17 protein-coding genes are annotated in these 19,555 nt (G+C 42.8%); 8 read left to right on the forward strand and 9 right to left on the reverse strand.

Annotated elements, in window-relative coordinates; all coding sequences use genetic code 11:
* Positions 1–8: 8 nt before the first annotated feature.
* From addA to lepB, 3 genes are all read right to left on the reverse strand, one after another.
* Entirely contained in the window at positions 9–3,686 is a 3,678-nt protein-coding gene (gene addA / locus IGI72_RS09485) for a helicase-exonuclease AddAB subunit AddA (RefSeq protein WP_438753945.1), read from the reverse strand.
* Positions 3,679–7,296, reverse strand: coding sequence for a PD-(D/E)XK nuclease family protein (locus IGI72_RS09490; protein WP_438753947.1), 3,618 nt, complete (start codon positions 7,294–7,296; stop codon positions 3,679–3,681). Before IGI72_RS09490 ends, addA begins: the two co-directional genes overlap by 8 nt.
* Before the next feature lie 120 nt (positions 7,297–7,416).
* Positions 7,417–7,965, reverse strand: a complete 549-nt coding sequence (lepB, locus tag IGI72_RS09495) for a signal peptidase I (protein ID WP_005226195.1) — start codon at positions 7,963–7,965, stop codon at positions 7,417–7,419.
* 214 nt (positions 7,966–8,179) lie between these two features.
* Between lepB and IGI72_RS09500 the strand changes: the two genes are divergently transcribed.
* Together IGI72_RS09500 and IGI72_RS09505 are read left to right on the forward strand one after the other, a co-directional pair.
* Positions 8,180–9,631 (forward strand): NAD-dependent succinate-semialdehyde dehydrogenase, encoded by a 1,452-nt coding sequence (locus IGI72_RS09500; RefSeq protein WP_438753949.1) that lies wholly within the window; start codon positions 8,180–8,182, stop codon positions 9,629–9,631.
* 112 nt (positions 9,632–9,743) lie between these two features.
* The gene (locus IGI72_RS09505) at positions 9,744–10,340 is read left to right on the forward strand and encodes a nitroreductase family protein (protein ID WP_438753951.1); all 597 of its coding nucleotides are present in this window, start codon (positions 9,744–9,746) and stop codon (positions 10,338–10,340) included.
* 63 nt (positions 10,341–10,403) lie between these two features.
* Here the strand turns inward: IGI72_RS09505 and IGI72_RS09510 are convergent, their stop codons facing one another.
* The gene (locus tag IGI72_RS09510) at positions 10,404–10,898 is read right to left on the reverse strand and encodes a hypothetical protein (protein WP_005226198.1); all 495 of its coding nucleotides are present in this window, start codon (positions 10,896–10,898) and stop codon (positions 10,404–10,406) included.
* Positions 10,899–11,035: 137 nt separating this feature from the next.
* Between IGI72_RS09510 and IGI72_RS09515 the strand changes: the two genes are divergently transcribed.
* Complete coding sequence (locus IGI72_RS09515) at positions 11,036–11,563, forward strand: HdeD family acid-resistance protein (protein ID WP_005226199.1); 528 nt, start codon at positions 11,036–11,038, stop codon at positions 11,561–11,563.
* A 120-nt stretch (positions 11,564–11,683) separates the two neighbouring features.
* Entirely contained in the window at positions 11,684–12,127 is a 444-nt protein-coding gene (locus tag IGI72_RS09520) for a hypothetical protein (protein WP_005226200.1), read from the forward strand.
* A gap of 32 nt (positions 12,128–12,159) precedes the next feature.
* Here IGI72_RS09520 and IGI72_RS09525 read toward each other — a convergent pair whose 3' ends face one another.
* Positions 12,160–14,094 (reverse strand): heavy metal translocating P-type ATPase, encoded by a 1,935-nt coding sequence (locus IGI72_RS09525; protein ID WP_438753953.1) that lies wholly within the window; start codon positions 14,092–14,094, stop codon positions 12,160–12,162.
* Positions 14,095–14,279: 185 nt separating this feature from the next.
* On the opposite strand from IGI72_RS09525, the gene rsxC reads away from it, so the two are divergent.
* From rsxC to IGI72_RS09540, 3 genes are read left to right on the forward strand one after another with little or no spacing between them, the layout of a single operon-like run.
* Entirely contained in the window at positions 14,280–15,617 is a 1,338-nt protein-coding gene (gene rsxC, locus IGI72_RS09530; RefSeq protein WP_005226202.1) for an electron transport complex subunit RsxC, read from the forward strand.
* Positions 15,610–16,680, forward strand: a complete 1,071-nt coding sequence (locus tag IGI72_RS09535; RefSeq protein ID WP_015509781.1) for an RnfABCDGE type electron transport complex subunit D — start codon at positions 15,610–15,612, stop codon at positions 16,678–16,680. Before rsxC ends, IGI72_RS09535 begins: the two co-directional genes overlap by 8 nt.
* Before the next feature lie 24 nt (positions 16,681–16,704).
* Positions 16,705–17,277 carry a hypothetical protein gene (locus IGI72_RS09540; RefSeq protein ID WP_016609257.1) on the forward strand — a complete coding sequence of 191 codons (573 nt, stop codon included), beginning with the start codon at positions 16,705–16,707 and terminating at the stop codon, positions 17,275–17,277.
* Positions 17,278–17,313: 36 nt separating this feature from the next.
* On the opposite strand, the gene IGI72_RS09545 is transcribed toward IGI72_RS09540, so the two are convergent.
* Positions 17,314–17,511, reverse strand: coding sequence for a hypothetical protein (locus tag IGI72_RS09545; RefSeq protein WP_015509783.1), 198 nt, complete (start codon positions 17,509–17,511; stop codon positions 17,314–17,316).
* A 135-nt stretch (positions 17,512–17,646) separates the two neighbouring features.
* Between IGI72_RS09545 and IGI72_RS09550 the strand changes: the two genes are divergently transcribed.
* On the forward strand, positions 17,647–17,919 hold the full coding sequence (locus IGI72_RS09550; RefSeq protein ID WP_005226206.1) for a hypothetical protein: 273 nt from the start codon (positions 17,647–17,649) through the stop codon (positions 17,917–17,919).
* Between the two features lie 89 nt (positions 17,920–18,008).
* On the opposite strand, the gene IGI72_RS09555 is transcribed toward IGI72_RS09550, so the two are convergent.
* The 3 genes from IGI72_RS09555 to IGI72_RS09565 all read right to left on the reverse strand — a co-directional run bounded on the left by IGI72_RS09555 (position 18,009) and on the right by IGI72_RS09565 (position 19,498).
* On the reverse strand, positions 18,009–18,380 hold the full coding sequence (locus IGI72_RS09555; protein WP_005226207.1) for a hypothetical protein: 372 nt from the start codon (positions 18,378–18,380) through the stop codon (positions 18,009–18,011).
* Between the two features lie 169 nt (positions 18,381–18,549).
* On the reverse strand, positions 18,550–19,095 hold the full coding sequence (locus IGI72_RS09560) for an ECF transporter S component (protein ID WP_284591756.1): 546 nt from the start codon (positions 19,093–19,095) through the stop codon (positions 18,550–18,552).
* Positions 19,079–19,498: a DUF4430 domain-containing protein gene (locus tag IGI72_RS09565; protein WP_005226209.1), complete on the reverse strand. Its 420-nt coding sequence runs from the start codon at positions 19,496–19,498 to the stop codon at positions 19,079–19,081. Before IGI72_RS09565 ends, IGI72_RS09560 begins: the two co-directional genes overlap by 17 nt.
* Between the last annotated feature and the right edge of the window lie 57 nt (positions 19,499–19,555).

The raw sequence follows: 19,555 nt of genomic DNA on the forward strand, positions 1-19,555 counted from the left end.
TCGATCAGCTAGAATGCCACGATCATCTTAGGTTTTAACAGCACTAAATAGGTCTGTTTCACTGGTTTGTTCAATGCTTTCTCCAATGCTTGGCAATAGAGTTTTAATTGACCATAATATCGTTCGCGCATTTTCTGTTCAATCTGAGCCTGACTGCCGAACACATCATCCGTTTTAAAGTCATACAAAATGATTTCATCCGCCAATTCAATATAGCCGTCAATAATACCATGGATCAAAAGCGGCGCATCTGGTTCGTCAAACCCTTCAAAGATCGTATCGGCCTCTTTTAGCATCGAAAACGGCTGCTCCCGCTTCACCACATCAGAGAATTGGTTCAGCAGTTCACCTAGTTCAGTTTGATAAAACCATAAAATACTCGATCGGTCAATTTTTTTGGCGATTTCTTCAGAAAAAAATTGCTTTTTCACGAGTTCAGCAATCAGGAGCGCCAAAGTATCTTGTGTTGGCTTCATTCCTAAGGGGATCATTTGCAAAACCGTATGTGTTGCGGTTCCGATACTGCTGGCGAGAGGCTTCGTTTCTTGCAGAAATTTGGGTTTCGCCAATTCATCTTGTACGTAGCGATATTGCTGAGGATTCGTCTTCTCGGAAACCGACCGCCATTCCAACAAAGTGGTCTGTTGATCATCAGGATCGTTATAGAGTCTTTTCAATTCTGAAACAGATTGATAACTAGTCGTTTGGGTCGCTTTTTGATAAGGATAGCGATAGGCTAGGCGTTTCAAAAGATCATCGATATTGCTATCTGGCGCAATCAATCGTTTAGGCTCCTCGACTGGCGCAAGCGTCTCTTGGACTTCTTGCGTGATCGTTTCTTGATTCCACCATGACAGACGAAAATGAGCAGGATGATCGATCGTTCGCTTGCGCTCTGACGCTTCGGAGAATACTGCTTCCATATCTGGATGGCGCATCAAGGTCCGTCCGACCCAATCCATCAAGCTCCCCCGAGCAACAAGGCGCAACGCTGGATCAAGAACCATCTCGGATTGTGTCAAGCCAGATTGCCACGTCTTAAAGGCATCCGCTTGATTTTTATAGGAGCCTACTAAGAAAAGCTTCTGCTCTGCTCGTGTCAATGCTACGTATAATTTTCGCATCTCTTCTGACAAGGCTTTTTTCAAACGAACTTGCTTGATGGCTTGAAACGGCAGTGTTTCAAATTTAAGGTTTTCTGCGGGTTCCACATATTGGATCCCAGCCCCCAGCTGTTCTTCAAAGATATAGCGTTTTTGAAAATCTTGGTAATTAAAGAATTTTGTTGTATCCAATAAGAAGACTACAGGAAATTCCAAACCTTTACTTGCATGGACGGTCATCACACGAACTGCATCTTCTACTGGTGTAGCTAATGGCTCTGCCAAGTCCTTGTTTTTTTCTTGCATCTTTTCGATGAAGCGAATGAATTGGTACAACCCACGGAAACTGCTCTTTTCGTATTTCTCCGCTCTGTGGACCAATGCCGCTAAATTGGCATAGCGCTGCTGACCTGCAGGCAGTCCCACGACATAATCCAAATAGGCAGTATCTTCATAGATTTGCCAAAGCAAGGTTGGGATTGGTAATCGTCGTGCTTCCTCTCGCCATTGTTCCAGTTTTGTTAAAAATCCATCCACCGTTTGCCACAAGGGTGACGCTTCTTGTTGCCCATGGTAATCCAATACTGCATCGTAGTAGTCGCTGGAACGATTCGCTAAACGGATCTCAGCCAATTGATCTTCTGTTAGGCCGACGATTGGCGAACGCAAAACGGCCACAAGTGGGATATCTTGGTACGGGTTATCAATGATCTGCAGCAAAGAAACGACGGTTTGGATCTCCGTTGCCTGAAAATAGTTTTGAGCATCATTGACCGCCATCGGAATCCCAAACTGCTTAAAGACATCCAAAATGACAAGATTGTTTTTACGTGTGGGGGTCAATAAGACGATGTCATTGTAAGTGATTGGTCGATTTGTTTTGGCTTTTTTGTCATAGATCATGAATTTTGATTCAATCAACTCTCGAATCTTCAAGGCAGTGATCTGCATTTCACCTTCTGTTTTGTCATCGATCAATTGTTCTTCGGATTCATGCTCTTTTTCATATAACAAGAGCTCTGTGGCAAAGGCCTCGCTTTCTGGAAAATCAGGAAAACCGGTAATCAAGGCTGCCGCCTCATCGTAAGGGATTTGTCCAACCCTTTCATCCATCAGTTGTTGAAAAACTAGATTCGTAAAATCCAATACATCGGAACGAGAACGGAAATTTTCTGCTAAGACGATTCTTCGCCCACCATTCTCTGTTTCAAATGCCAAGTATTTTTCGATAAATAGCGTCGGATCTGCTAGTCGAAACGAATAGATCGACTGCTTCACATCCCCCACCATAAACATATTGCCAGGGTTATGATCGACTTGTCTGACCCAATATAAAATTGCCTCTTGCAGCCGATTGACGTCTTGGTATTCATCGACTAAAACTTCTTCAAAGCGATCACGATAATAGGTCGACGCCTCACTTCCACTGCCATCTCCTTGTAAAATCTGCAAGGTGAAATGTTCCAAATCATTAAAGTCTAAACGGCCTTTTGAAAGCTTTCTTTCTTGAAATGCTTTCATAAATGCTTCGGTCATCGCTGCCATTTTTTCAACGACAGGTGCTGATCGATGAAGCAGCTCCATCATTTCAGCTGGTGGATACGGGAAGGTGGCTTTCAATTGCTCGACCAATTTTTTCGCATCATCGCGTAAGGGCTTGATTTCTTGGGACAATTCCTTTTGTTCTGGTTTGCGAAAAGCTGGGTAACGACCAAAACGCAATGTTTGGATCTGCTCATAGAAGCCATCGACATCGTCTGCATCCAGCAGAGCCTTTAAGGTTTCCACCATGCCCAATTCGGTATCGATCAACTGTGCCGCTTTTTCCATCGCTTCATCAGAACGGGCATAGTCTTGCGCCGCCTGCAGCAAATGCGCCGCTGTCTTCAAATTTTCTTGCAAAGTCGGTTTGATTTGCGATTGGTACAGGATATTTTCAGCAAAGGTTTCTTTGCCGATATAGTGATCACTTAGATGAGCTAGCCAGTTGACTGGATCTGGATTGGCTCGGGCAAAGTCATAAAGAGACAGGATCAGATCCCCGACGCCTTCATCAGAACGATCACTTGAAAAATTTTCCGTCAAACGAAAGAAGGCTTCATCATTGGCTTCATATTGTTGATCTCTCAGCTGTGTCCATATTTCTTCTTTCATCAATAAAATTTCGGTTTCATCGGTCATCATGCGGAAATTAGGATCTAAATCGATCAAATAATAAAAACGCCGAATCACAGTTAAACAAAACGCATGCAAGGTAGAAATGTTAGCTGTCGGCAACAGCTGCAGCTGACGAACGAAGTGCTGGCGCTTTTGCTCGTCACTTTCTTGATTGATGGCCTGTTGCAATGCCACTTGAATCCGTTCTTTCATTTCTCGAGCAGCTGCTTCGGTAAAGGTTACGATCAGTAAAGAATCGATCGTCGTTCCTGCTTTTAGCTTTTCGATCACTCGCCGAACCAAAACGGTGGTTTTGCCTGAACCCGCTGAAGCGGAAACGAGGATATTATCCCCTTTATCAAAAATGGCTTGCCATTGGGTATCCGTAAAGGTTTCATTTTGCGGTTTTAAAGGGATCTTACTCATCTTCTTCCTCCCTTAAGCGATGGATAATCTCATCTTTAGATAAGTTTTCTAAACGGTGGTACTCATTTTCTTTCAACAATACATCAAAGTCACAGATGCTGCGAAACGGACAAAATTCACACGCCCGTTTTTTGTCTTTTATTTTATAAGACGGGTTTAAGGCGATTTCACCGCTCAACAGCTTCTCACCGCTTTGCTGCATGTTTTTACGATTGTGTTTTCTTAACAGTTCAAGCTCTTCTTCTGTATAAAACTTGTTTTTCGCCTGCGTTGTTTTTTGATAATTGCCGTTTTTGTCTTTTCGAACAGGGAATATCGGTGAATTTTTGCTGGCTTCAACATCCTCATCTAGCAACGGGAAAACAGCCGGTTCGTCAATAAACAACCCGTCATACTTGAAACGTTTTAAACGTTCTTCTTCACTGGCTTCTTGTCCGTCCAAAAGCGGATTATGCACATGCAGATAATAAGCCCCCGCTGGTCGCACATTTGGCGAACCAACCAGTTGGACAGCATCCGTCAATGCGACATCGAGATAGGTGATCAACTGCATCGCAAGTCCGTAGTAAGCTTCAGAAAGGTCAAAATCTCGGCTGCTAGATTTATAGTCAACAACAGAAAGCCATTGTTCTTCTTCCGTTTTCGCCGTATCGACACGATCGATCTTCCCCCGCACATGCAGTTTCCCGCCAGAACTTAATGGCAATTCGATCCCATTGATTCCATTTGAGCCAGCGATCTGACCGAATAGCACCTCCGTCTTTTCAGGACTAAAATGCATTTTTTGTCCTTGTTTCGCTAATGCCCACGCTACTCGCTGAATCGTCTTGCCTAATTGATACCGAATAAAATTCATCCGAGCAGAGCTCGTCAGTAAGCGATAACGGCTTTCGCCAAAAATTTCCTGCAAAACGACTTCCACAAATTGCACGCGTTGGTCAGCAGTTAACTGGGTCAAGGAAATATTTTCAGCAATCAGGACTTTGACAAAGCGGTCCAACGCATCATGGAAAAACTCACCGGTCATTGCTGGATTTAAGCCATAAACTTCCCGTTCTTTTAACCGTAATCCGTAGCTGACGAAATACTTGTATTCACACTGATAGAACGTCTCCATCTGAGAAATGGAACTGTAGATCGATGGTCCATATAGTGCCGCAGCTTGTGCTTGAGACAAAGGAATCGGAATATTTTGATGAGTTTGGCTTTCAAATACTTGGGCAGCTAAATCTGTCCATTCCGAACGCAGCAGTGCTTGTTTCAGCTGCTCCCAAACCCTAGGCAAATTCTCTTTGTTTTTTTGCGCTTGCTGACTGAGGTTATTGATTTGATAGATCAGGCCACGGTAACTGCCGACATAGTTTCTTGGATCGCTGACTAGCGTCAATATCCCTCGCTCTTGCAGTGGGACATCCAAACGTTTGACCACGCGATCTAAATAAGGCGACATTTTGATGTTTTGCTGGGTATCAAAATTAACGGCATAGGACAGTGATAAGTGTTCCGTTGCTGAAAGCAAGACAGAATAAAAGGCAAATGGCTCCTTGACACTGCCTTCCACCACTGTATCTCTAAGGTATTTTTCACCATTGAACAACTGATTGAAATGCTGACGTTCTTCATTCGTCAACAACGTTTTGTTCTCTATTTTTCTTGGCAACGCCGTTTCATTCAATCCCGGTGCAAATGTGATCTTTGCTTGCTTTGGACGTGCCAGATCAAGGCGATTGATGTTGACTTGGTCGATCGCTGTTGGGATCTTCCCGAATGTGACATTTTCTAAGCCAGTCAATAAGACATCCTCAAAGAGCGCAAAATCAAAGGACTCTTCCCCATAGATCGCAGCATATTCATCCAGCAAATCCATCAAGGCTTGCCATGCTTGTTCATGATTACGGGCTTGATCCAACTTCCCTTGCTGGATCGCTTGATCTCGCCAATGCCGCAGTTGTTCTTCAACACCGGCATTCAGTAAAAAGCGATACAGCAGTTCGACCGCATCGCGGTTCGTTCTAGCAGCCGTCAGCCAGTCTAGAGTATCAGCAACATCTTGTTTAAAGGCCCTGCGCAACTGGTTGGTATACGCTGTCAAATCCACTTTATCCGTCTGCTCTTCTTCCGATTGTAAATACTCGATCAGTTCCCAATCTTCGTTTCTCGTCCAACTCGCTCCTTGGAAATCATGAGCCAACGCTTTGTTCTCGGTAATATCCACCAACTTACGAAACTGGTCACGCCCAACGAGCCAATCTGCTTCGGAGCGATAGGCTGCCGGTAAGTAAAGTTCCGTTCTAAGCAACCGTAAAATATCATTTAAGCGAAAGCCATAGGATTGACAAGCAAAAAAAGCATTCAAAAACTCAACCAATGGATGTTGCGCCATCATCTGCTCTTCATCGATATAAAAAGGAATCTCAAACTCAGTAAAAATTTTAGGGATATATTGATGATAGATTTCTGGTTCGGCGATCAATAATTGGATCTCTCGGTATCGTAATGCTGGGTACCGTTTCTTATCGCTCATCATCCCACGGATCGACGCTGCAATCTGACGGATCTCTTCTTCTGGATTCCCAACTTTCCAAATTGCCAGAAAGTCCTTCACAGAGGACTGTTGCTGATAGTTGACTTGTGACTGAGTATGCCGCCAAAATGTTTCAATTTCATTATACGCCTGTTGCATCGATCCCTTCGCTTCCTTGTCTACCTCTTGGTTGACCGAAAGTTTCTGATCCAAATAAATCGGCACTTGATTTTCTCGGGCAAAACTGATCAATTGATAATAGGTTCGCCCTGCTTCATAAAACAAATTTAACGGTGAAGGTAGCTCTTGTGGATACCCACGATCCAGAAAAAGATCAATAATGACATGACTTTTTTTCATCAACACTTGAATCAGCTGCTGTTCCTGTGTTGAAAAAGCGGAAAACCCACTGATAATAAATAAGGCATGGGAAAGATCTGGTGCTTTGTTCATTGACACCGCGTTAGGCATTGCTTGCTCCACTGGAGAATCATCCAGCAAGGAACCTTCAAGAAAGCGTGTCATCAAGGTGATCGGTTGTTCGACTTGTAATGCACGCTCCAGAAGTTCTTGTTCAAATCGTTGAAATATTTTCGCTAATTCACTGTATTTTTTCTCCTCGTCTTGGGTTGCGCTTGGTGCAGCACCACCTGCCAATAAATCTTCGATCCCCAATCGACTTGTATGCATTTCTTGATAGAACGCCAACAATTGCTGGATAAAACCCGCTTTGTTGATCTCACCACGGTATAAGACGAGTTCTTCTTCTAGTTCCAAAAGCAGCTTACGCATGATCATGGAGGCACCATTTTCAGTGATGGCATTTTGAGAAAGCAAGCCGGTTTGCTGCAGATAAAACCAAGCCAAACGGTGAAAACTATACACTTGCGCGCGAATAGAAGCAAAATCTTCTACGCGATCCTCTTTCAGTAATTGAAGGATCTCGCGCTCTCGTTCAAATTTGTTGTAGTTAGGTACCAGAAAAAATACTTCTTGATGGTCTTTTTCTAACCAACTTTTTGCATTTTCTATCACTGCTTGATCATGACGACAACGGCCATCGCCAAGGATAAATCGTAAACTCATGAAAGGACTCCTTCTCTCCATCGTCTTTTAAAAAAACACTAAAAATCAGCGACACGCTTCTTCAAATGCGTCTTTGTTTTAAAAGAATCTCCTTAAAAACAAAAAAACGGTCGCAGAATTTCACTCTTTGCCTAGCATACCAAAATCGGCAATTGGCCAGAATACAAATTTTACATCACCCAAAATCGTTGCTTCATCGATCAGACCTAATTGACGACTATCTTTGGAAATTCGGCGGTTATCCCCTAACACTAAAATTTGACCTTCAGGAATGACTTCAACACCAAATAACCCCATATCAAAATCACTGGTCAATGGAAAGCCATCTGTGACAGCTGCTTTGAATTCATCCAAGTAGGGTTCATCATATGCTTGTCCATTGATATAAAGGGTATCGTTTTGATAGGAAACCTGATCGCCAGGTAAACCGATCACGCGTTTGATATAGTTTTTGCCTGCTTCATCCGGTGCTTCAAACGTTATGATATCGAAACGTTCGATCTCGGTATTTTTCAAAGCAATCACCCGCTCACCATCATGTAATGTGGGGTCCATCGAATCTCCTTTTACGATCACAGGAGTAAAGACATACTGTCTTAATAACAAGAGGAATAAAGTGAAGATCACGACAAATCCTACTGTTTTTAAAAGCTCTTTTACTTGTTGCACGCGTCCCTCACTCCTTGAACATTTTACTATATTTCCCAAGAATCGAACAAACATTCTTATTTTTCTATTCTACCATAAAATGATAGGAGCAGGACATTTCCCCTTTGGTTCTTTACAAAAATTTGGAGAATCAAGAGTCTTGCATATGAATTGTCATCCTTTCTGATCCGTGCTAGGGTTAAATAAGAACCCATTATTGAAAGGAAGTGCCAAGATGAACCAACAGTTACCACAAGTACCAACAAAGTTATTGATTAACGGAAAATGGCTTGAAGGAACAAAAGAGTCGGTTTCGGTTACCAATCCTGCCACTAATGAAGAACTCGTAAAAGTCAGTCAAGGAGGGATCGAGGAAACCAAGCAAGCAATCGATGCCGCAGCGATTGCTTTTCCCGAATGGTCAAAACGCTCCCCTCGAGAACGTGCCGATTTGATGAACGTCATTGCTGATTTGATGGAGGAAGAAAGCGATCGTTTAGCAAAAATCATGAGTATGGAACAAGGAAAACCATTAAAAGAAGCGGAGGCAGAAATCCAATCCAACGTTGACAATTTCCGTTGGAATGCAGCTGAAGCGCAACGGGTCTATGGCGAAGTGATTCCAGCCCCTGAACACAATCATTGGCTGGTACGCAAAGAAGCGATCGGGGTTGTTGGCGCGATCACACCTTGGAACTTTCCTTCTAACATGATTGCAAGAAAAATTGCACCTGCTATGGCCGTTGGCTGTACCCTTGTTATGAAACCATCAAAAGAAACCCCACTATCCGCATTAGCTTTAGGCGAGCTTTTTCAACAAGCAGGACTTCCAGACGGGGTCGTCAATATCGTCTTAGGTGATTCTTCTGAGATTGGGAAAGAATTGACCGAAAATGAACAAGTCAAAAAAATCACCTTTACCGGCTCCACGAAAGTTGGGATGAAATTATATGAACAAGCAGCACCAACTCTGAAAAAAGTTTCATTGGAGTTAGGTGGTCATGCCCCGTTTCTTGTTTTTGCTGATGCTGATTTAGATTTAGCTGCTGAAAAATTAATTGCAGCAAAATTCCGCAACAACGGTCAGGTCTGTACATCCCCCAATCGAATTTATGTCGAAGAGTCCGTCAAAGACGCCTTTACCAAAACATTACTAGCGAAAATGGAAACCGTAACGGTCGGCAATGGTCTGGAAAACCCTACTGTTGGTCCTTTGATCAACCAAGCAGGCGTTGAAAAAGTCATCGAGCAGTTGGAAGATGCGGTAAATAAAGGAGCTAAAGTTTTACTCGGTGGTAAGAAGCTTACTGAAGGTGAATACGAAAAAGGCAACTTCTTCGCACCAACGGTCATCGATGGGATTACTTCTGAGATGGCTATCTACTATGAAGAAACCTTTGGACCTGTGATTCCATTGATCTCATTTACGGATCGACAAGCAGTCATCGCTGCGGCAAATGATACGGAATTTGGACTAGCTTCCTACTTCTTTTCAACGAATTTGCAAACGATCTCGAATGTAGCCCAAAACCTCCAATATGGGATGGTTGGGGTCAATGACATTGCGATCTCAAATCCGGCGGCTCCCTTCGGCGGCGTCAAGCATTCCGGTTTTGGTCGTGAAAACGGCAAATATGGCCCTGAAGAATACGTGACCGTTAAATTCATTGCTATCGATGCCCAATAAGAAAAAGTCAGGTGCGTTTGCCTGACTTTTTGACGTCCCAAGCATTTTCTTTTACTAACATTAAGTAAGAATGTATACTTCACTCTATGACAATAGAAAAGGTGGGAATACGATGACAAAATTTCTTGATACAATCAAACAGCGCCGCTCAATCTATGGGCTAGGTAAAAATGTGGCTCTTTCCGACACTGAAATCGAAGACATTGTGAAAGAAGCAGTGAAAAATAGTCCAACTTCGTTTAACGCACAATCACCAAGAGCCGTGATTTTATTTGGCGAATCCCACGAAAAATTGTGGACATTAACAGAGGCTGCGTTAGAACCATTGACACCACCCGAAGCGTTTGAAGCGACAAAACAAAAACTTGCTGGTTTTAAAGCGGGTTACGGAACCGTTCTATTCTTTATTCACACGGATACCGTGAAAAATTTGCAAGAGCAATTTGCTCTATATGCAGAGAACTTTCCCGTTTGGGCAGAACAATCGAATGGGATCGCTCAAGCGAACGCTTGGACCGCTTTAGAAGAAGCTGGATTAGGTGCCAACTTACAGCATTACAACCCTGTCATCGATGACGCTGTTGCAGCTGAATGGTCAATTCCTGGAAATTGGCAACTGCGGGCGCAACTAGTCTTTGGTTCAAAAGAAAGCGAACCGAACGAAAAAGAATTTCTAAGTGACGATGAGCGCTTCCGCGTGTTCCATTAATCAATTTTCGACCTAAAAAAAGACCCTTGATTACGCCTTAAACTGGCAGTAATCGAGGGTCTTTTAGTCCTTTGTTCCTTGATCATGATCGACTAAAATATCGATCGGTGTCCCTTCATTCAAGTGTTCTGACAAGAAAACAACCAATTCTGCTAATGGCTGCTTGAATTTCATTAATGGGCCTCTCATCCCTCTTCGAAAATAGTTCATCTTGATGGGCTGCCCTTCCTTTTCTTGAAATAAAACGACTCGATCGATCTCTTGGTATAGTACCCCTTTGATACTCATTGGATGGACAATGATTCGATCAAGTGCTAAGCCGCGGCTATCTAAAACAAAGCTCAAAAAGACCAAACCCGAAACGATCCCTCGCACCCGATTATCAAGTGCCTCTTCCATCATCACCATAGATAGGATAATCATTACTGAAAAAATCGTAATGGCGACCTTGCTTAGTTTGCGCTCCACAGCAAGAAATTGAATGTCTTTCCTTACCACGAATAAATAAAGGTATAAAACGATCGTAAAGGCACACATCACTAGCGTTAACCCACTCATAATACTCTCCGTTCTGTTTTCTTTTCCTTATTCTACCAAAAAACCATCTGATACAAAAGGCTTAGCCTATTTCGTAGGTTTTTTGATATCTATTTTAACAAGAATTCGGTACAATAGGAAAAAAAGGAGGAATTATCATGAATGCATTTTTTGATAAATTACAACGCTATGATTTACTTCGTGCCGTCGTATATATCGTCTTTGGCTTCATCATCTTGATTGCACCACGATCTGTCTTCAACACGATCGTTTATCTTGTTGCCGGGTATATTGCATGTTTAGGGATCATTAGCTTGTATACGAGCTACAAAGAAAAACAAAAGGGCTATCGCAATGTGCAATCCGTCTCTGGTATCTTACTGTTGATTGCGGCAGCTGCGATTTTAGTTTTTGCCAAAGGATTACTTGCCATCGTGCCATTTTTCTTAGGAATCATGATCACCATCAGCGGTTGCACCCGATTGATGGCAAGCTTTAACCAAAAACGCATTGGCTTACCTTATATCACTAGCTTGATCATCAGTCTATTGATTATTGCTGCAGGGATCATCCTAGTATTGAATCCCTTCGCCACTTGGTTGTTATTCTTCCAAATTTTTGGCGGGATCTTGATTTTCATGGGTGCCTCCGATGCGGTCAACCATTTTCAACGAAAAAGAGCCTAATAAATGAGAATGTTTTAAAATTTCCTACGAATCTAACATCTACATGTAGACTTTTCCCGCTATTCCTTTTAAAATAGGAGATATCAAACAGTCAGTCCATTGACACGCGGGAGGTGCGACATGAAGAAAATCAAGCAAGAAGCAAAACATCCAAACGATGTACCGGTAATTTTTTTGACCGATGCAACTGGCAAAGTCGTACGAAAAATCTCGATCAATGAGTGGCGTGCGCTTAAAGCAACCCCTGACCAGATCGAAGAACTTGATATCAAATTGTATCGTGAAGCAATCAGTTTCTATCTTCAAGAAGACTACGCAAAAGCAAAAGATCTCTTGCATTTCTTGATCAACAAAACAGACTATAGTCATTATGAATACGTGGAACGACTAGCAAATATCTACCGCATCGAAAACCGTCCCGCTAAAGAAAAAGACCTGTTACTGACTGCTTATCATGCAATCAAACCGTTGGATTCCTCTGAAGGGATTTTAAGAAGGATCGAAAATCGATTGCAAAAAATCGATGCCTTTGATTTTCCAACTTCGACACAATTCAGTCATTAAAAAAGCAGCTATCCTTCGATAGCCGCTTTTTTTTATGCATCTGGCAGTTTGCGCAAAAGGCGCAACCCGTTAAACAATACAATCAACGTACTTCCTTCATGGGCAAATACCCCCAGTCCAATATTCATTTTTCCAAATAGATTCAACCCGACTAATAATGCGACGATAAACATGGAGAAGAAAATATTTTGCCAAATGATTCGATCCATTTTCTTCGCTAAGCGATAGGCATACGCGAAGCGTGAAAGATCATTTTTCATGATCACGGCGTCCCCCACTTCGATAGCAACATCTGACCCTTCCCCCATCGCAAAACCGATGTCTGCCTGAACAAGTGCGGGCGCATCATTGATGCCATCCCCCACCATGGCGGTTTGTCCGTAGGCTTCTTGGAGTGCTCGAACCGCTTCCGCTTTGTTCTCAGGTAACACATTAGCCGCCACTTGATCAACGTTTAGCCGCTTTCCGATGGCTTCCCCAGCAGATGCACTATCTCCGGTGATCATAACGGTATGGATCCCTTCATTTTTTAAATAACGAATCACAGAAGCGGCCTGTTCGTTCGGCTCATCCATCAAAGCGATGATTGCGACAACCTCTTCATTGATGGAAAAAATGACCATCGTTTTTCCTTGCGCTTCCAGGTGACGGTACTGTTGCTCCAACGAACCTGTTAACTGGGAGTTTTCGGTTCTTTTTCCTAATCGATAGGTTTTTGTTCCTGAGACGGCTACTAAACCGGAACCAATCTCATTCGTAACCGTCAGCTGTTCGTTTTGCTGCCCTTTATTGTTCTTCTCAAAATAAGTAACGATCGCATCTGCCAATGGATGATTGGCTTGTTTTTCCAGCGAAACGATGATGGAAGCGGCCTCTGCTTGATCGATGGCTTCTACGAAAATGACATCCGTGACCGTTGGTTTTCCGACGGTCAACGTGCCCGTTTTGTCAAATGCCACCGCTTTGATCTGAGCAAAATTCGTTAAGTAGTTGCTGCCTTTAAAAAGAATCCCTTTTTTCGCTAGATTTGAAATCGCAGATAAACTAGCAGGTACCGCACTTGCCGCTAACGCACAAGGAGACGCTGCAATCATCATCACGATCCCGCGATAAAAACTGGTATACCAATCCCAACCAAGTAGAAACGGTGCTGTTAAGATGAACAAAGGGACTGCAATGAAAACAATGGTTACATAGATTGGTTCGATTTTTTTGATTCGTGTTTCTGTTGGTGACTGATTCGACTGTGCCGCTTCAACGACTGAAAGAATTTTGGCAAAGACCGTTTCCGAGCTGTCTTTTGTGACTTCCATCAAAAATGTTCCATTGCCATTGATGGTACTGCCATAAACTTCGTCTCCCGCTGTTTTTTCTCGCGGTATACTCTCGCCATTGATGGAAGCTTCGTTGATGGCACTCGTGCCAGAAAGAATCACCCCATCTGTTGCTAACTGATCACCAGGCAAAACTTGTAAAATATCCCCTTTTTTTATCTCTGAAGCAACAATTTTTTTGGCTTTCCCATCTGGGCCCATCAAACGTGCTTCCGTTGGATTCAATTTGAGAAGATTGGTGATTTCTCGTCGGCTTTGCCCTTCCGCGTATTCTTCTAAAAAGTGAGCACCAGCAAAAATCAAAATCAGTAAGGCTGCCTCATTAAAATTGCCTATGATCATTGACCCTATCGCTGCTAATAACATCAATAGATGTACATTTGGCGTAAAGCGCCGATTGATTCTTGTGCTTTTTACGGTATCCTCGATCCCTTCCCACGAAATGTGGTAGCCCGCTAATAAAACTGCAGCAAAATAAACCCCGTCTTTTACCCATTGATTCGAAATAAACAGCGCCACTATAAAGAAGATTACCCCCGCGAAGTAAACTTTACGAGGAAACGTCCCATGATCATGGGTATGCGTATGTCCCTTCGTTTTTGTGTGCTCGTGTTGACAAGTATGTTCAGCCATCATCAAAACCTCCTCTATTCCATCGAACATATGAACGATCAATCATGTTTATACCCTGATTATATATGAACAAACAATCATATGTCAACCGAAATAAGTTTTTCTTGTGAAATGTAAGCGTTTATGGTTTTGAGAATGCGGATGGCATGCTAGAATAAAGTTAGGAGAAAAAAGGAGTGTTGGCTATGAGAACATTTACTGGTGGAATTTCACTAAGTCCCCCGTTACAAATGTTAAAAGAAAAATTAATGATCGAACAAGATGAAATCCTTACCTTTTCACCCACGATGGTCTTTATCCCTTTGGCACAACATATTGGTGCCCCTGTCGAACCGACGGTTTCCGTTGGTGAGTACGTCAAGCAAGGGCAAGTGATCGCTGAAGCAGATGCCTTTGTATCTGCGAAAGTCCATGCATCTGTTTCGGGCAAAATCGTCGATATTGTCGATTGGCCAAATCAAAACAATGAAGAAGGAAAAACCATCATCATTGAAAACGATTATGCCTTCGATAATGATTTTTTGTCTACCCCATTCAACTGGCAATCTGCTGCTAACGAAACGATCCTCAAAAAAATCCGTCAAGGCGGTATCGCCGGCAAAGGCGGTGCAACGTTTCCCACCCATGTCAAATTCAGTATTGATGAAAATAAAAAAATCCATACCTTGATCTTAAACGGATCTGAATGTGAGCCCTTTTTGCGCAGTGATGCCTTCTTAATGCAAAAAGAAGCCAAAAAAATCATCCAAGGGGCAAAAATTGCCCAAAAATTGTTAGCTGATCCAAAAATCATCATTGGCATCGAGGATGATAAACCGCTAGCCATTTCAGCGATGCAAGCCGCAAGTGCAGAGGATGACACGATAGAAGTCGTTACTGTCCCAACTGTTTATCCAACCGGTGGTGAAAAGCAGTTAGTAGAGTTATTGACCGATCAGGAGGTACCTTTAGGCGGCTTGACTGCCGATATTGGGATCGTATTGATCAATGTTGCCACCAGCTTTGCCATCGCTGAAGCGGTCTGTTATGACAAACCGCTGATTGAACGCTATACAACCGTGACTGGTGATGTTCAACATCCACGCATCGTCAAAAATCCTTTAGGAACACTCGCAGGAGAGTTGATCGATTTTGCTGGCGGCTTTCAAGGTGCGCCCAGCAAGCTGATCCTTGGCGGCCCCATGATGGGGAAATCCGTCAAAACATTAAAGGTTCCGGTCACCAAAGGCAGCAACGGGATCGTTGTTTTTAATGAAGAAACCGATTGGCTATATGCCGAAAACCCCTGCATTCGCTGCAATAAATGTGTCGAAGCTTGTCCGATGCGCCTGATGCCGATGGAGATCGATCAATTCTATCGAGCAGGCGATTATCAAAAATGTGAAGAATTGCTGGCAGAAGCGTGTATCAATTGTGGTGCTTGCACCTTTGTCTGTCCAGCCAAACGTTCCTTAGCTGCCAACATCACTGCCGCAAAAGGCAAGGTTGCACAGCTGCAGAAGGAGGCGAAGGAAAGTGCCTGATTACTACAAGGATTCCGATAGCGAGCGCCTCTTTCAGCAACGAAAAAACCAAGAAACACCACCAAGCCCCCATATTCGCAGCAATGACGAAACAGTCAAAATCATGGGCTGTGTAGTACTAGCCTTACTACCAGCAGTTTTATTCTCTGGCTACCTTTTCGGGCTCAAGGTATATGGGTTGTTTTTCATTGCGCTAGCCACGGCGTTTGCCGCCGACGGAATTTGGTCCTACCTCATCAAACGGCCATTTCGTTTCGATCTAAGCATCGTTGTGACGGCATTGCTTTTAACGATGAATCTTCCACCGACCGCACCTTGGTATTTCCCAGTGATCGGGGTGGCGTTTGCCGTGATCATCGTCAAAGAATTTTTTGGCGGTATCGGCTATAACTTTTTAAATCCAGCCCTTGGCGGTCGCGCCTTGTTGATTGGCTTGTTTTATAACCAGATGTTTTTGATCAGTTGGCCAGATCCACCTTTTGGCAGCATCGCTCCTGATGTGGTTTCGCAAGCTACGGCGAACGATGTCGTTTCCGGTGCTACGCCATTAGCTGTCATGAAGGCCGGGGACACCTTAAGCGGTTCTGATCTGTTGGATGCTTTTTTAGGATTTACTGGGGGACGAATCGGTGAAACCAGTGCCTTGCTTTTACTTCTGGGTGGAATTTTTCTCGTTTACAAGAAAATCATCTCCCCTCGTATCCCACTGATTATTTTTGCAACGATCGGGCTCTTTGCTTTTATCCTTGGTCCAGAAGGACTTTTTACTGGCAGTTGGCAAACGGTGATTGGGCATATCATCAGCGGTGGTGCCATGTTGGGTGCGATCTATATGGCGACTGATTATTCTTCGACTCCAGGAACAAAAGCAGGAGAAAATCTTTTTGCCTTAGGCGTGGGGCTTCTCGTTGTCCTCTTCCGTTTCTTTGGTTTCACAAACGAAGGCATGAGCTATGCCATCTTGATCATGAATTGTTTTACTCCACTCATCGATCGCTTCTTACGCCTTCGCATTTTAGGGGAAGGAAAAAAGACCCCGTTCAACCTTAAAATCATGAGCTAAAACGCAAGAAAGGAGCGTTCTCATATGATGATCGCCAATCGACTAGTGGTCTTCCTAGTCATTCTACTCACAAATTACGCCTGTCAAAATTTGGCGCCGACCGTCAAAGAAAAAAAACCGAACGTGACGACACGGGTGGTTTTCCTGTCAGGGATCATTGCAGTCGCATACTTGTTGAGCGGTTTAAGTTTTTATCTTTTGCTTCAAAATCGCTTTGTCTATGGCAATCAAGTGGTCACCAATTTGGTAAGTGCTGCCATCATCGCCTTGATTACTGCCAGTTTATGCTTACTGATCGTTCCAGCAAAAAAACGTTTCTTGACGAATGATCTAAAAAAGGCGACCCTAGTCAGTGTCATCTTGCTGACGATCGCCACTGTGACCCAATTTCCCTATACCGATTATTCAGCCAATTTATTTGTTGCTGTAGGCATGTATTTTCTCTTTTCCTGTGCTTTGTCAGGGGTTCATACACGAAATCAAATTGCCGCAATTCCGCCAATTCTGAAAGGCCTACCCCTGGACATCGTGACACTTTTTCTATTTTATCTGAGCTTTTCCTTTCTCAACGGTGTCTTCTTCAATTATTTATTCTAAACAAAAAGCAAGTCCCGCTTTGGCAGCGGAACTTGCTTATTTCTTGCGGAATATTTCTCTGAAGGAACCGATCAAAAAACCAGTCGAAAAAGCATTTTGTGCTTTTTGTTCTTTTTCAGCAGCGATTTTTTGTCGTGTTCGCAGCCCTTTATTGGCATTTTTGGACTTCTTCCCTTCACGGAGTTCTTTCGAAGCCTTTTGAAACTCTTTTGAGAAACGGTTATACCCAACCATTCCTTTTGCCTCCTTTCTTTTTACGTGGCACATAATAACGAGGATTTATTATAGGAATTGCCTTTCTGATGCAAATCAGGTAACATAACAGACAGAAAGATGATTTATCCCAGGTTTATCAGAAAGGAAGATCCCATGAACGAAACCCACACTGGATTGTTAGTCAATAGCCGTGTTTTTCAAGAAACGCCAATGATGCTAACAGGTATCCAACTTTTAGAAGACCATAAAATCGTGAATTGCATTATTAAGGATCGCTACTTAGCCAGTTATGTCTTACGCCTTCCTTTAAATAAATACCAATTAGAAGTCGAAGGAAAATGGAACAAGCGGGAACAGTTAGTGATCAAGCATATGAAAATCAAGAATATCGATGAGTTTATTAAAATCGTCGGTACGCCAGAATAACAGGACTCACGAAAAGCAAGTGCAGGCAACTGCCCTTGCTTTTTTTTTGAAAAAATCCAGCTGATTTTTCCCGCGTGTTCCTCCGATGTTTATCGCGACATTCTAGTAAACCGATCGATCAAGGCTTTTTGCTCCTCTTTGATACCGATCGCCAACGGTTTGATCATTAGTTTGACAGTGGTCGAAGGTGTCTGAATCTGGACTTTTTTATTTACCACACCGCCTAGTTGTAATTTTGTGATCTCGTGGATCATAATTGTCTGCATCCCTTTTTCATGAAATTGCAGATCTAACTGAATCAAGTGGATTTTTTCTTCGTCAACCACCACGATAAAATACTTTGGTGTTGGCAGGGCAATCATTTTGGCTTCCTCGGCATAACCAGCCAGTTTTCCATGGAACTTCGCACGGTAGCTTTCTAAATCATCTTTTTTCACGATCCATTTCATCAAAAGCCACATCCTTCCTTAGATACCTTAAGGATACCTGCAGAAACCGCTTTTGCACAACAATATGCCTGCTTGTTTCCTCACATAACCCCTTTCACCTCATTTGATCGTCAAAGACTTTTTCCTCTAGTCATGGACGTTTTGCCCGACACTAGCTAACTCAACAAAAAAAGCGAAGCGCTTAGTGCCCTTCGCTGTTGTTCTTTGGATAGTAGTGTTGGAAAAGCCGCAGAAAGATCGGTGCTAGTAACAGATAAAAAATGCCATTGCCTATTGCGTGGAGGGCATCAAAGCTCAATCCTTGAAAATAATAAGCCCAAAAGCTAGGAAACCCATAAATTTTGACACTGATCCAAGATATCACAAAGCCATAAGCAAACCCTGCAAAAACACTGTAGCTGACTTGTAAAAGCAACCGTTTCATAAACAGCTTGCTTTTTGACAACAGATACATCCCCAAAATAATGATTGCATAGCTAACTAATTGAGCAATCGTCCATATTCCCATTCCCATGTAAAAATTGGTAATCAGCATCGAGAGCAGACAAACGATCAATCCACGACTAAGACCTAAATGGATGGTTACTAATAAAAAGATCACCGTCATTGGTTGAACATTGGGTAAGGGTTGAAAAAGTGACCTGCCGACGACGGCCGCTGCCACAAGCAGCCCTAAATAAGCAATTTCTTTTCCAGCAAATGCAAGTGGTTTATTCGAATTTTTCATAGGTGAAAACCACTTTATCGTTGTTTCCTAAAAAGGTATCATCTGCCCCAGTTGTAATCATTTCATCATTGATCGTATATGTCCAATAATAGCCAGCTTTTTCATCTTGCGCTAAACCGTCAATGCTGGTGATCATCCCTTGATTTTCTTCCAAGTCAAAGTTCTCTTTCATGATAGTCATCAAAGAAACCCCTTCTTTAAAAGTGACCGTTTTGGTTTCGATCTCCTGGTCTTGCTCTTCACTTTTATTATTGAAGCTGATTTGGGCAGTGCGCTCTTCGGCGTTTTGTTGGACTGACGAAGATTCACTGGAGGAGTTTCCCGCATCCATCGATGGTTTGGCACAGCCGGCAAAAACCAGACTTAGTAAAAAAATATAACTAAAAACAACTGTTTTCTTCATAATAATGGCTCCTTTGATTTTTTTTACAACACCTTATTCTACTAAAAATTAATAAAA

The organism is Enterococcus sp. DIV1059_2 (assembly GCF_051713685.1).
Taxonomy (GTDB): Bacteria; Bacillota; Bacilli; order Lactobacillales; family Enterococcaceae; genus Enterococcus_D; species Enterococcus_D casseliflavus.